The sequence below is a fragment of the Streptomyces sp. NPDC088766 genome, from assembly GCF_044750845.1.
Classification (GTDB): Bacteria; Actinomycetota; Actinomycetes; order Streptomycetales; family Streptomycetaceae; genus Streptomyces.
The window spans coordinates 112,669-124,941 of record NZ_JBIVKQ010000020.1 but is presented as its reverse complement, the minus strand read 5'-3'; the positions used below and the strand labels follow the sequence as shown (position 1 = coordinate 124,941).

The following is a 12,273-nucleotide window of genomic DNA, read 5'->3' as shown; positions in this document are numbered from 1 at the left end:
GCGGGGAGCAGACTGTACGACCTGGGGTTTTATCTCGGGGTGGGCTGGTTTTGGAGGACTTTCGCGGAAACCGGCAATTGCCTCAAAGCGGTATCGGTGCTCATTGGCCTCGTCCGAAGCGGCGGCGTTTGGCCGCCTTGCTCCAGCCTGAAGGCGTAGGCGTCGGGCCGTTCGATTCTGAGGGCGGTTTCGGGGCGGGGCGATGGATCAGCGTGACGCCCTCGTGGTCGATCGGGTGCCATGCGTGGTCGTGGGTGAGGAAAGTGAAGCCCTGCTCGTTGTTCGTGGTGTGTGCCAGCAGGGCGCGGCCTTGGCCGGCGTACTGCTGGACCTCGTTCCAGAGTGCTTCGCGGATGCGGGCCGATGGATTGCCCACGAATACGCCGGCGGAGATCTCGAGCAGCCAGCGCGTCAGGAAACCGCGTAGCCCTACGGGGCAGTTGGTGAGGACGATGACGGTCACCAGCTCACCCGCTCGTAGTCGTCACGCCCGTCGTCGTGGTTGAGCCCGGAGGGCACCTCGCGGCCGCCGTCGCTCTGGAGCGTGACCACGTCCCGGTCGTCGCCTGTGCCGCTCCGGTCGTCCCCTGCGGGCAGGAGCAGGCGTTTGATGTCGTCGACGCAGCGGTCGAGCAGACGAGTCTCGTGGATGCGGTCCCGCAGGGCGCGACGTGTTCGGGAGCCGACGTCCTCCGCGCCCTGTGCCGCGACGTCGAACGCCAGGGGGATGCCGATCTCGGTCTTGTAGAGGTCGGCGATGTCGAGCACGAAGGAGAGTTCGTGACCGGAGTGCACGAAGCCGAGGGCCGGACTGCACCCCAGGGAGGCGACGACGGCGTGGGCCGTCCCGTACATGCACTGGGCGGCCGCGGTGATGGCCTGGTTGACCGGGTCGCCGCTGCCGAAGTCGCCGGGGACGTACTGGCGGCCCCGCCACGGGACGCCGGTACGGGCGGCCTCGGCCCGGTAGCAGGCCTTGACGCGGCGTCCCTCGCGGCCCAGGAGCTCGTGGCGGGTCAGACCGGCGGGGTCCTCGTCGGGGAAGCGCATCCGGTACATCGTCCGGGCCACGGCCAGTCGGGTTCGCGCGTTGGCCCACTGCCTGGCCTGCGCCTCCATGAGGGTGGAGGAGCGGCTGAGCGCGCGGCCCGCCGCGTAGTGGCGTACACCGTGCTCGCCGACCCAGCACACGGCCGCGCCCGTCTCCGCGAGGACGCTCATCGCCTGGTGGGTGATGCGCGTTCCGGGCCCCAGAAGAAGGGTGCCGATGGTCGCGGAGGGGATGTGGGTGGTGCCCTCCGCGTCCTGCGCCGTGATGGCGTTGGCGTCCCGGTGGACGGTGCACCGCTCCAGGTAGATGAAGGAGACGCGCTCGGCGGCGCGGGTGAGATGCCGTGGGGTCAGCGCCGTGCGCTGCGAGACCGTGGTCATGGTGCCTGCTGTGCGCGCGGGGTGAGCGGCGCGAGGGTGATGAGGCCGCAGCCGTAGGCCTTCGCGCGGCCGATGCCCTGGGTGAGGGTGCGGCGCAGCGCGTCCGGGTCCGTGACTTCGAGCCGACCGTCGAAGGTCATGGTGACCAGGGTGACCGGCTTGCCCCGCCGGTTGCCGCTCGCGCTGCGCGACTTGTCGAAGGAGAGGTTCTGCTGGGCACCGACGGACAGTTCGTACCGGTCGCCGTGGTGCTCGTGCTTGCCCTGGTGGGTGGTGCCGCCGGGCAGCAGACGCTCGGCGCCGGGCTTTTCCAGGATGCGGAAGCCGCAGGAGTCCTGGCGTTGCAGCAGCCAGTCCATCTGGTGGACGGGCGTGAGGTGGGCGGTGATCTTGCGGGGTTCGCCGTCGGTGCGGCGGATCGTGTGGACGGGGTTGGCGGTCAGCCGGAAGGCCCATCGGTCGCCCGTGGCCAGCCGTTCCAGGAGCGGGCCGTACGGCCGGGTCTGCCAGCCGGGCTCCTGTGGGCCGGCCACGGCCGGCCAGCCGGCCTGCTCGACCAGGTGGGTCAGGTCGGGGCGGTCGGGGCTGACGATGTAGAGCAGCACCTCGGCGCGCGCCTGGTGGTCCAGGCGCCACAGCACGCGCGGCGCGTCCGGGCTCGGGACATCACCGGGCAGCAGGCCGGGGAACGAGGACATGACCGCCGCGTGCATGGTCTGCGGCGACGACAGCAGACGGCGGGCGCCGGGCCGCGCGGTGTTCACGCGGAAGCGGGAGAGGAACATCAGCTGCTCTCATCCTCCAGAGCATCGAATGGGTCGTGCCGTGCCACGTTCACCACCGCAGCTTCCGGCTGGGGAACGGGCACGGTGCCGGTCACGACGGTGCGCAGGGCGTGGCGGCGGTGCGCGGCGGCGAAGCTGAGCGGCTGATCGCGCAGGACGTCGGCGGTGCCGCGCTCGTCGGCCGCCGCCTCGCGCAGCACGGTCAGCCCGTCTGGGCGCTGGTTGCGCAGCCTTCTGCGGTACCAGGCGGACGCCTGCCACGGCACGCTCTCCAGCACCGACTCCAGCCGGGTGTCCTGGTACAGGCCCAACTCGAGCGGTGCGGCCGGCGGGCAGGAGCGCCGGCCCAGGAACGGCGGATACACCGGTGTCCGCACCGCGGCGTCCAGTTCGGCGAGCAGCATGTGCTCGCCCTCGAGAGCGGCGACGAAGACGGCGTCCGCGAGGTAGAAACGTTCTGACAGTGGCATCGACTTACCGGTGACACCGTGATGCGCGGTCTGGAAGTCCCTTACACGGGTGCCGGGTTGGTCGATCCGTACGCCGAACCGCAGTGCGGCCAGAGGCGCGAGGCGCGCGTCGTCGCCCCGCTGAATGCCGGCGGCGCCGGCGAGGAGTCCGACGACACCGCTCTTGGTGGGTGCGGACTCGGTGGTCCGGCGGGTGAAACGCGAGGATGCGCCCCACGACTGCAGGGGCCCGGCCAGGCGCAGGAGGAGCACACTGCTCATGCCGGCTCGTCCAGCCGTTCCGCGACCGCCCGGCCGACGGCGGTGACGAGGTCGCCCAGGGCGTCGACCTCGGTGCCCACGTCGGCGAGCTTGAGCGTGTTGGGGCCGACACGCAGCACCCAGGTGAGTGTGGACTCCGCGTCGCCGTAGGCACGTTCGATGTCGGGGATGTAGGCGGCGAGCCGGTCGCAGGCGTCGCGCACGTGGCCGCCCTGGTCGCCGCGGACGGGGTCCTCGAAGGCGGCGACGAAGCTGATCGGCCGGGTCGTGCGCAGCTTGACGACGACGGCGTCGGGCAGGGTGTGGTGCCCGAACGTATTGATCTTCCCGGTGGGCAGCGAGGCGACGAAGCCGTGCACGAACGCCTCGACGGCACGGCGCACCGGCTCGGTGCGCGGCTCGTCGTCACGCAGGCCCTGGCCGAGGTTGGCGGCGAGCTGGTGCACGCCGAGGGCGGCGTACCGGTACAGGGTCGCCGAGTTGAAGTCGACCGTGCCGATCATGCCGGCGCCGGTTTCCTCGTCGGTGTTCCGGTCGTCGACGGCGGTGTAGTAGTCGGACTCGTTCTCCACCCGGTGCACGCTGATGGCGTGCGCGACCTGCACGGCCGCGTCCACGCTGTAGTCGGCGGCGTCGGCAACCATCCGTCCGAACAACGCGATGTCGACGGAGTGCCGGCTGTCCGCGATCTCTTTGACCTTCTCCTTGTTCTTCTTCTCCTTCAAGAACGCCGCGATGTCGGCGGCACCCTCGACGGCGAGGCGAGCCAGGCCATCGAGCTGCCGTGCGCTCAGGAAGACCAGGTACTTCGCCTCCGGCGCCGCGGCGACTCCCGTCTCCTTCGCCGCGTCGGCCTTCCGCTTGGGCACCTCGGTCTTCAGCCCGGCTGCCCTCACCGTCTCGTCCGCGAGGGCGAGCGCCGTCTCCTCCCCGAGAGACGGGTCGAGAGCGATGATCCGTTCGGCGAGCACCTCCACGACCTTCTTAGTCCGCACGCCGAGCTCACCGGGCTCCAGCAGGTGCTCGTCGTCGAAATAGGTGCGGGTCGCCCGCTTCCACGCCTGACTGGAGACCCGCGCACGCGGTACGCCTCCGTACAGGGCCGTCTTCGGCGCGCCCGTGTCGTCGCGGTTGATGTTGCTGGGCGGGACGGTCTGCAGGGCGTGCACGTCCAGGAAGATGCGGGTCACGAGGCGTCCTTGTCGCTGTCGAGGGGCCGGGCGGGGTGGGTGTCGGTGGCGGCACTGTCGCCGGAGGCTTGCTCGGCCGGCTGCTGCCAGGAGTGGAAGGAGCGGCCCCACTCGCGGCGGACGATGTCGCCGCCGCCGGGCGTCTGCCACGTGTAGAGCTGCCCGGCGAGCAGGCCGTAGTCGAGCGGAACGTCCTGGCGGCGCAACAGCACGACCAGCTCACGCAACCGCTGGGACAGGCTGGTCAGGTCGGCCGCGGTGCCGGCGCGTACCAGCCGCTTGCGCACCGCTTCGTCGATGTCGTTCGGCGGCATCAGGCGCCGCACCGCCGCACCCAGCCCGGCCGGCCGCTGCGGGGTGTGCGGACGGTGCATACGCGCACCGCGGGACTGCTGGTGTACCGCCCACAGGGTGAGGGCTGCGTGCAGTGCATTCTCCGCACGTACCAACTCCGCCTCGCCCAGAGGTCGCACGCCCTCCGGACGGATGTGCAGCGGGCCGGTGTCGACCAGTGTCCACAGGTCCGGAAGCGCACTGGGCTCGCGGCCTGCGCCGCGGCGCAACCGGGCAAGGGCCGCGACGTCCCCGGGACGGTCCTTCAGATAGCCCTCCTGCCATCCGGTGATCCGCGTCGAGGCAAGATCGGCGACTCTTGAGCGGACGGTCGACGGGGCTGAGACGGTGGTCATGCGGGCACCTCCGAGTCGGTCACCAAGGGATCGGGCGTCGCGGGGCCGGGACCGCCCGGCGGGCCGCCTTCGGCAGGGCCGTCGCCGGGCTGCTCATCCCGCCTGCCGTGCGGATCTCCCAGCGCTCTGGACAGCCGCCCACGGAACCATTTGTCGGCCAGGCCCGCGTTCAGCCACTGCGTGCCCTTCTTGCCGGCGACGGTCCGGCCCTGCCAGGCGGCATCACCGGCCTGGCCGATGAGACGGTCGCCGATGCGGCTGACGATCCGGTGCACCTCGCGCTGCCAGGCGCGGCGCGCCTCGAACGGGTCACCGACCTCCGCGAGGGCGACCAGCCACGCCCGGTAGGGGTTCTCCAGCTCGGTGAAACCCACCTCACGGGCTGCCGATCGCGGCCCGTCCCCCTCGATCCCGGCCGCCCGCGCCAGGTCAGTGGCGAGGTCACCCAGGGCCCGCACGGCGAGGTCGGCGTCCTCGGCCGCGCTGATCGCCTGCCGCGCACAGACGCGGTCCTGCCGGTGCAGCAGCACCACCGGCATCGTGACGTGGTCGTCGACGACCTCGTCGATCACCGACTGCTGCGTCCCGTACCGGGCCCCGACGACCCGGGCCCTGACCAGAGAACCGCGCGGCAGCGCTCCCTCGGTGACCAGGCGAGCCACCCAGTCCAGAACACCGGGCCGCAGATAGGCGGCGGCCTCCGTACCCTGTGCGGTCTCGGAGCGGTCGGCGACGAGCGAGGCGACACCCCGCCAGGCAGACCGCGCCGGATCGTGCTCACGGGGCAGATAGACCGGCGACCGACGCAGCTTCTTCTCCTGCGTCGGGCTGCGCCGCCACGCGGTCATCGGTTCGCGCCGGTGCATGTTCCGGGAGGCGAGCGGGTCACCGTAACCGAGGACGACGCCGGTGACGCCCTCCTCGTCGTGGTGGAGGCGCAGCCGGCGCGTCTGCCACGTGTACAGGTCACGCACACCGGTGGGAGTGCGTTCGGCCCCTCCCGGTGGACACGGCGCGCGCCGCCAGGCCGGCCGGTCACCCGGCGTCCACTCCAACGTGTCGGTGTCGGCGGCCACCAGATTCAGCAGCAACGTCTCCCGCAGCGTGTCACCCTCGGCAAAGACACCGCCCAACGCCCCGGCCCAGCCGGTACCCAGCGGGTACACCTTGCCGCCCTTCACGCGGTCGTCCCCGACCACACCGGACTTGATCCCGGAGGTGTCGTAGGCGTGGGAGTGCACGACCCAGCGGGCCGCCTCGGCGAAGGAGAGCCGCTCCGCTGTCGGCATCCGGGCGGTGAAGAACGGCTCCCCGTTGGGGACGTCGGCCACGATCCGGGCGAGGGAGAACACCTCGTCCTTCGCCGTCCGCAGCCCGGCCGTCTGAAAGAACGGCGTGACGGGGTGGAGCAGATCGAACCGCTCACGGTGGGAGTCCAGATACGCCCCGACCCCGTCGAAGCACTCGGGATCCGCCCACAGCTCGCCCCACCGCTCGAGGTCCTCGGGACCGTCCAGGGCATCGTGGGCGATGGCCAGCAGCAGCCGCATCAGGGCGAACTCCTGCGTCGGCAGATCCCCCACGACGCGCCGCACTTCGTCGGCCTGAGCGAACACCTGACGCAGCGACAACTCCGTCTGGGTGCCGTCCCGCATGAGGACCCCGACCCACGGCTGGTCGGTCAGATCGAATAAGGGGACACAGGGCGCGCTGCTTCCAGTGGGTTCAGGCACGGGTCACCTCCAGGCCGTCCAACGGGCTGTATCGGAGTGAAAATCCTGCCAGCAGGGTCTGACAGTCCTCGTCGAGCGCGAGAATCAGCTGGTCGGACAGCCACGGGCTGTCCTTGCACTGCCACGCCGGTACGTACAGCTGCTCCAGCTCCGTGATCGCGCGGTCCAGCGTCTCGGCGTAGGAGAACTGCATCGGCAGCCGCAGCCCGCAACTCGCCGCCGTACGCGCCGCGAACGGCGTCGGCACCTGGTCCTGCGGCAGGACGAGCCCACCGCACTGTCGGCCCTTCCGGTCCGGGCTCAGCCAGGGCAGCGTCGTCAGACTGCCGTCGGCACGGCGTTGCACCACGACCACTTCCAGGCTCTCCCGGCTGTCACGGACCTGAGCCCGCCCGGTCCGGGTGTCGTCCGCGTCACCGACCCCGGCCGCCACCCACCCGAACAACGCCCGCCCCGGCCGTCCCACGTCACCGAGACGGAACACGGCGGCCCGCTCGGCCTGACCGGCCCGAAAGCGGTCGAACCTCGCCCGGGCGTCTTCGAAGGACTCGGCCCAGGACGGCGGTCCCACTGGGGCTTCCCCGTAGGCGCCCTGCACCAGCGGGCTGATGTCCGAAGGCAGCCGCACGGGGCGTGCCGACCCGCCATCGAGGTGCGGTCCGAGCACCGCTGCGGATCGCAGCAGCGCATAGGCCCCGTACACGGCGACCGACCCCCGCACCGGGACGGGCACATCGGACTGCCAGTCCACACCGGTCAGCAGGCATCTGGCCGTACGCAGCCGCGCGGGCCGCCCTTCCTGGTTCTCGCCGCGCCAGTGGCGGTGCAAGCGGCCCATCCGCTGCAACAACAGGTCCACCGGGCACAAGTCGCTGACCAGCAGGTCGAAGTCGACGTCCAGGGACTGCTCGGCCACCTGACTCGCCACGACGATGTGCCGCCCGGAGGGCCGCCCGGTCGCCCTGCCGGGCGGACCGAACCGTCTGAGGAGATCGCTGTCCTTGGCCGCACGGTCGACATCGACGAAGCACGAGTGCGCCACCGTGACCGCGTCCTCGCCGAACCTGTCCCGCAACACCCGGGCGGCCTCCAACACCCGTCCGACCGTGTTCCGCACGACGAGGGCACACCCGCCGTCCGCCAGCTCCGCCTCGAGCCTGTCCGCGAGGACGTCCAGACCGTCGGACAGCCGCTCCACCCGGACATCCACAGCCCGGGCCGACGCCTCCGGGCACCGCACCACCGGCACCCCACCCGGAGCGACCGCGGTCAGCAACGGGTACTCCCCGTCCACCCATACGCTCTCCGCCCCGGTGACGGTCACTCCGGCGTACGCCTCGACCATCTCGCGGCGACGGGCCGCAGGAAGGGTCGCGGACAGCACGACCACCGGAACGCGGTAGGCGCCCAGCCAGGCCAGTACCCGGTCGAGGTAGACGCTCATGTAGGTGTCGTAGGCGTGTGCCTCGTCGATCACGACGACTTTTCCGGCCACCGCCAGATGACGCAGCGCCAAGTGGCGACTCTTCAAGCCCGCGAACAGCAACTGGTCGACGGTACCGGCCACGAACGACGCCAGCATCGCCTTCTTGCGGCCCCGCAGCCACGAGTGCGCCACCAGCTCGCCGCTCGCGACCCGCCCGTCCCCGCCCGGCCGCGGCACGGGAGCCACAGCATCCACGTCGACCGCGGCCACCCGCCCGCCACGGGCCAGCAGACCGGCGAACTCCTCGTTGAGAGCCGCCTTGGCATGCGCCAAGTGCACGGAACGCCGAGAACCGCCGCCACCGGGCAGCCGCTCCAGCCACTCCAGCAACCGCGGGAACATCGCATTGCCCGTCGCCATCGTGGGCAGAGCGAAGAACACCCCACCCGCTCCGGAGCGCGCAGCGAAGATCTCGGCCACAGCGAGCGCGGCCTCGGTCTTCCCCTCTCCCATCGGGGCCTCGACGACCATCAGCCCCGGCACCTCCATCGCACGGGCCAGCTCTACGGCCGCTTCCTGAACCGGGCGGACCTTCGTGCCTGCCGGAAGCCCGAACCGCGCCCGGAACAGTTCCTGCGCATCCCCGACCGGATCGTCCGCCCACCACGGCGCCGGTAGATCCAACCCCCGCCATGCAGCAGCCAAACGTTCCTCGCCCGTACGCGCCGCACCTTCCGGGAAGTACGGGAAAAGGTCGGGATTACTGGCGATCCAGTCCGAGACGATGACCACCGCGCTCAGCAGCACCTGGACGGTCTGGGGCAGTTTCACCGCTTTCCAGGATCCGCCGATCCTGTCCTGCACGCCGAAGTGCTCGGCACACGTATCCAGCAGCTCCGTCTGCGTCTGACGCCACACGCTGTTGCTGCGGCCCGGAGTCCGTAGCAACTCCTCATGCTCGTAGAGGGCCTTGACCTGGCTGTTCTCCGGCGGCACCCCATGGTGTCCGCCCACGGCGACAGCGAACTGGCCGCATTGCCTCGCTGCCCAGCCGTGCCGCTCCTCCAACCATTCGGCAAGCAGCACCTGACCCGCCAGTCCGTGTGGCGCCAACCGCCGGTCCGGCCCCATGGCCTGGCGGGAGCGCATCTCCAGGCCCGCGTCGCGCATGACGTCGGCGAGTTGGTCGACCTGGCAGGCGAAGGCGGGAGTGGCCTTGCCGATGTCGTGAACCCCCGCAAGCCAGACGACGAGCCTGCGCCCGTCCGACTCCCCACCGGGCAACACCTCGGAAATCAGCGTCCGCACGCCGGCCGGCAGCCACTCGTCCCACAGCAGGCCCGCGACAGCGGCGCTGTCCTCCATGTGCCGCCACAGGGGCAGCCACCCATCAGCATCCCGATCATGCTTCGCCCACACCGACCTCGCCGGCGCCCGAAGACGCGGCAACAGGCCAGAGCGGGAGGTCCCCCCACTGGTCATGGCAAAGACCTACAGCCAAATCACAAGGGAGCTGGCAGATTTCGGAAAATCAGCCTGCACTGTGGCCAACGTGAGGATGATGCGCTCCGCCGACTTGCCGAGCGCATGCGGTGATCTGTTCACCGCCCAGCGGACCGCTCTGAAATGTATGCTTATGCACCATGCGTCGGAATCAGTGAAAGTGTGGAAAACTCGCTTCCGCAAGCACCAAACCTGCAGCTCAAAGAGTCTGCTCCCCGCACCCGCGGGGATGGTCCCGGGTTCTTCGACGCGGACCGCGCCGCCGTCCGCTGCTCCCCGCACCCGCGGGGATGGTCCCATCCCCAAGGGACTCACCCACCGCACCACCCTCTGCTCCCCGCACCCGCGGGGATGGTCCCTCGGGGAAGTCCAGGCTGAAGTCCTCGGATGACTGCTCCCCGCACCCGCGGGGATGGTCCCTCCGCCCGACAGGAAGCGACCCGGGCGCTCGACTGCTCCCCGCACCCGCGGGGATGGTCCCTACTTGCAGGGCCGGCCGCTGTCGTCGGATCACTGCTCCCCGCACCCGCGGGGATGGTCCCTCCTGCGCCTTCACCTGCGGCGCCGCCTGGATCTGCTCCCCGCACCCGCGGTGATGGTCCCAAGCTCGACCCGTCGATCTACAACGACGTGATCTGCTCCCTGCATCTGCGGGGATAGCCTCCGCTGTCGGACGGGGGCGGCACTTGTCGCTGTTCTCCGCGGTCGCGGGGATGATCCCCAGTGCTTCGGTGGTAACGCCAAGAGCGCGTACTTCTCCTTTTCTGGGTGGATATGGGTAACCGGCGGGGAGTGCCTGGTTTGGGTGGAGTGCAGTTGGAGTGGCGAAGATCAAGGAGACGCTCGCTGGCTGAGGGCGTTGATCCTCCCGACCTCGTGTGCCGGGTCCGTGACACCTGCGGGGCCCGGTGTGCGGGTGGTCGGGGTAGCGGGGTGGGGTGTACACCGTCGGGGCGGGTTCTCGTGCCTGCCCCGACGGGGGCGTCCAACCTGATCGACGGGCACTGGGATGACTTACCAGCGCGAGCCGTCCGCCCTACGCCGTGAAGAACTCCGCCAGCACAGGCGCCAGTACGTTCGGGTCCACCATGTGGGTCTGGTCCTCCAGGGTGCGGTGGGTGCCCTCGGGCGCGGCCTCCGCGATCGCGCGGGCGGCCCGGCGCAGCCAGTCCGGGCTGGCCGAGCCGGCCATGGACAGCACCGGCACGGTGATCGAGGCCAGCCGTTCCCGGGGGACCAGGCCGTCGCCGAGTACGGCGTCGTCGTAGGCGAGGGTGGGGGCGATGGCCTCCATGGCGGTCCACATCGGGGACTGGCGGGCGCCCCGGATCATCTCCTCCGCCAGGCCCGTCAGGCGCAGGAACAGTTCCACGGCGTCCCCGCGGCGGCCCTGCCCGAGCGCCTCCGTCAGGTGTTCGGTGTACGCGGCGCGTTCCTCGGCGCCGCCCTCGGAGAAGTCCGCGAACGGCGCCTCGTACACCGCCACCCGGCTCACCGGCAGCCCGGCGGCCGCCGCCTCCAGGGCCAGCGCGCCGCCCGAGGAGACGCCGTACAGGGCCGCCTCCCCGCCCGCCGCCTCGATCAGCGCCGCCAGGTCCTCGACCTCGCGCTCCACCGCGTACGGCGCCGTGTCGCCGCTCTCGCCGCGGCCCCGGCGGTCGTACCAGTAGGCGGTGCAGTGCCGGGCGAGGAGTCCGGCCAGGGGCGCCACCGTGCCGCCCGTCGACATCGCCCCGCTCACCAGGATGGCCGCGGGGCCCTGCCCGGCGCGGGCGTACGCGAGGGAGGTGCCGTCACGGGAAAGGGTCTTCTTGTCCATGCCTGTGCAGACTGCCCCAGGACACGGGAGTTATCGGCCTACGACACTTCCGGTTCGTAGAAGCACAGGTGGTCCCTGATCTGTTCGACGTCCGGTTTCGGGTCGGGATACGCCCACACGAGGTCGGGCGCGTCCGGCAGCGACCAGTAGGACGCCGTGCCCTTGAACGGGCAGTAGGTGTGGGTGTCGGAGGGGGTGAGGAGGTCCAGGCGTACGTCCTCGGCGGGGAGGTAGTACCGCACCGGGCAGCCGGTCTCCCTGAGGATCAGGGGCCGGTCCGTCTCGGCCAGCACCTGGTCCCCGTGGACGACCCGCACGTGCCGGGTGCCCTGCTCGATCGTGATCGTGTGTCCGTCAGCCATGAAGGGGACAGCGCGCGCGGGCCGCCGGTTCTTCCCGCGTACCGTGACCGCATGCGTATCTGTGTCTTCCTCTCCGCCGCCGACCTCGACGACCGCTACACCCGGCCCGCCCGCGAGTTCGCCGAACTGCTCGGCAAGGGCGGGCACACCCTCGTGTGGGGCGGCTCCGACGTGGGGCTGATGAAGGTGGTCGCCGACGGTGTGCAGGAGGCGGGCGGCCGGCTGTGCGGGGTCTCCGTGGGCTTCCTCGCGGCCAAGGCCCGGCCCGGCGCCGACGAGATGGTCGTCGCCGGTGACCTGGCCGAGCGCAAGCGGCTGCTCCTGGCGAAGGCCGACGCGGTGGTCATCATGGTCGGCGGGACCGGAACGCTGGACGAGGCCACCGAGATCCTGGAGCTGAAGAAGCACGGCCACACCGACATGCCCGTCGTCCTGCTGAACACCGCCGGCTTCTACGACGGCCTCAAGGAACAGTTCCGGCGCATGGAATCCGAGGGATTCCTGCCGCGGCCCCTCACGGACCTGGTGTTCTTCGCGGAGGAGCCGGTCGCGGCGCTCGCCTACCTCGAGGAGAGCCAGGGCGTCCGCTGAACCGGCGGTGATG

General features: G+C 70.9%; 11 protein-coding genes and 1 CRISPR repeat array. Of the genes, 1 reads left to right on the top strand and 10 read right to left on the bottom strand.

What is annotated here, in order from left to right:
* Window positions 1-100 precede the first annotated feature (100 nt).
* The 10 genes from cas2e to ACIP5W_RS25550 form a co-directional block, all read right to left on the bottom strand.
* On the bottom strand, window positions 101-463 hold the full coding sequence (gene cas2e, locus ACIP5W_RS25595) for a type I-E CRISPR-associated endoribonuclease Cas2e (RefSeq protein ID WP_401477935.1): 363 nt from the start codon (window positions 461-463) through the stop codon (window positions 101-103).
* Complete coding sequence (gene cas1e / locus ACIP5W_RS25590; protein WP_401477932.1) at window positions 460-1,431, bottom strand: type I-E CRISPR-associated endonuclease Cas1e; 972 nt, start codon at window positions 1,429-1,431, stop codon at window positions 460-462. Before cas1e ends, cas2e begins: the two co-directional genes overlap by 4 nt.
* Window positions 1,428-2,216 carry a type I-E CRISPR-associated protein Cas6/Cse3/CasE gene (gene cas6e, locus ACIP5W_RS25585; RefSeq protein WP_401477929.1) on the bottom strand — a complete coding sequence of 263 codons (789 nt, stop codon included), beginning with the start codon at window positions 2,214-2,216 and terminating at the stop codon, window positions 1,428-1,430. Before cas6e ends, cas1e begins: the two co-directional genes overlap by 4 nt.
* Window positions 2,216-2,947, bottom strand: a complete 732-nt coding sequence (gene cas5e / locus ACIP5W_RS25580) for a type I-E CRISPR-associated protein Cas5/CasD (protein ID WP_401477926.1) — start codon at window positions 2,945-2,947, stop codon at window positions 2,216-2,218. The genes cas6e and cas5e overlap by 1 nt, the downstream gene beginning before the upstream one ends.
* Window positions 2,944-4,137, bottom strand: coding sequence for a type I-E CRISPR-associated protein Cas7/Cse4/CasC (gene cas7e / locus ACIP5W_RS25575; RefSeq protein ID WP_401477923.1), 1,194 nt, complete (start codon window positions 4,135-4,137; stop codon window positions 2,944-2,946). Before cas7e ends, cas5e begins: the two co-directional genes overlap by 4 nt.
* Window positions 4,134-4,826 (bottom strand): type I-E CRISPR-associated protein Cse2/CasB, encoded by a 693-nt coding sequence (gene casB / locus ACIP5W_RS25570; protein ID WP_401477920.1) that lies wholly within the window; start codon window positions 4,824-4,826, stop codon window positions 4,134-4,136. Before casB ends, cas7e begins: the two co-directional genes overlap by 4 nt.
* Complete coding sequence (casA, locus tag ACIP5W_RS25565; protein WP_401477917.1) at window positions 4,823-6,481, bottom strand: type I-E CRISPR-associated protein Cse1/CasA; 1,659 nt, start codon at window positions 6,479-6,481, stop codon at window positions 4,823-4,825. Before casA ends, casB begins: the two co-directional genes overlap by 4 nt.
* A 70-nt stretch (window positions 6,482-6,551) precedes the next feature.
* Window positions 6,552-9,350, bottom strand: coding sequence for a CRISPR-associated helicase Cas3' (cas3, locus tag ACIP5W_RS25560; RefSeq protein WP_401477914.1), 2,799 nt, complete (start codon window positions 9,348-9,350; stop codon window positions 6,552-6,554).
* Between the two features lie 346 nt (window positions 9,351-9,696).
* Window positions 9,697-10,152: direct repeats of the CRISPR family, unit length 29 nt; unit sequence CTGCTCCCCGCACCCGCGGGGATGGTCCC.
* Between the two features lie 372 nt (window positions 10,153-10,524).
* Window positions 10,525-11,307 carry an alpha/beta fold hydrolase gene (locus tag ACIP5W_RS25555; protein ID WP_401477911.1) on the bottom strand — a complete coding sequence of 261 codons (783 nt, stop codon included), beginning with the start codon at window positions 11,305-11,307 and terminating at the stop codon, window positions 10,525-10,527.
* Window positions 11,308-11,345: 38 nt separating this feature from the next.
* Window positions 11,346-11,669, bottom strand: a complete 324-nt coding sequence (locus ACIP5W_RS25550) for a DUF427 domain-containing protein (RefSeq protein WP_366058161.1) — start codon at window positions 11,667-11,669, stop codon at window positions 11,346-11,348.
* Window positions 11,670-11,720: 51 nt separating this feature from the next.
* Here ACIP5W_RS25550 and ACIP5W_RS25545 point away from each other — a divergent pair, with 51 nt between their 5' ends.
* Window positions 11,721-12,260, top strand: a complete 540-nt coding sequence (locus tag ACIP5W_RS25545) for a TIGR00730 family Rossman fold protein (protein WP_401477908.1) — start codon at window positions 11,721-11,723, stop codon at window positions 12,258-12,260.
* Window positions 12,261-12,273: the final 13 nt, after the last annotated feature.

Excerpts from the sequence above, each read along its gene's own strand:
- cas3 (WP_401477914.1), bottom strand. The coding sequence starts at position 9,350 with ATGGAGGACAGCGCCGCTGTCGCGGGCCTGCTGTGGGACGAGTGGCTG.
- ACIP5W_RS25555 (WP_401477911.1), bottom strand. The coding sequence starts at position 11,307 with ATGGACAAGAAGACCCTTTCCCGTGACGGCACCTCCCTCGCGTACGCC.
- cas6e (WP_401477929.1), bottom strand. The coding sequence starts at position 2,216 with ATGTTCCTCTCCCGCTTCCGCGTGAACACCGCGCGGCCCGGCGCCCGC.
- cas1e (WP_401477932.1), bottom strand. The coding sequence starts at position 1,431 with ATGACCACGGTCTCGCAGCGCACGGCGCTGACCCCACGGCATCTCACC.
- ACIP5W_RS25545 (WP_401477908.1), top strand. The coding sequence starts at position 11,721 with ATGCGTATCTGTGTCTTCCTCTCCGCCGCCGACCTCGACGACCGCTAC.
- casB (WP_401477920.1), bottom strand. The coding sequence starts at position 4,826 with ATGACCACCGTCTCAGCCCCGTCGACCGTCCGCTCAAGAGTCGCCGAT.
- cas5e (WP_401477926.1), bottom strand. The coding sequence starts at position 2,947 with ATGAGCAGTGTGCTCCTCCTGCGCCTGGCCGGGCCCCTGCAGTCGTGG.
- casA (WP_401477917.1), bottom strand. The coding sequence starts at position 6,481 with ATGCGGGACGGCACCCAGACGGAGTTGTCGCTGCGTCAGGTGTTCGCT.
- ACIP5W_RS25550 (WP_366058161.1), bottom strand. The coding sequence starts at position 11,669 with ATGGCTGACGGACACACGATCACGATCGAGCAGGGCACCCGGCACGTG.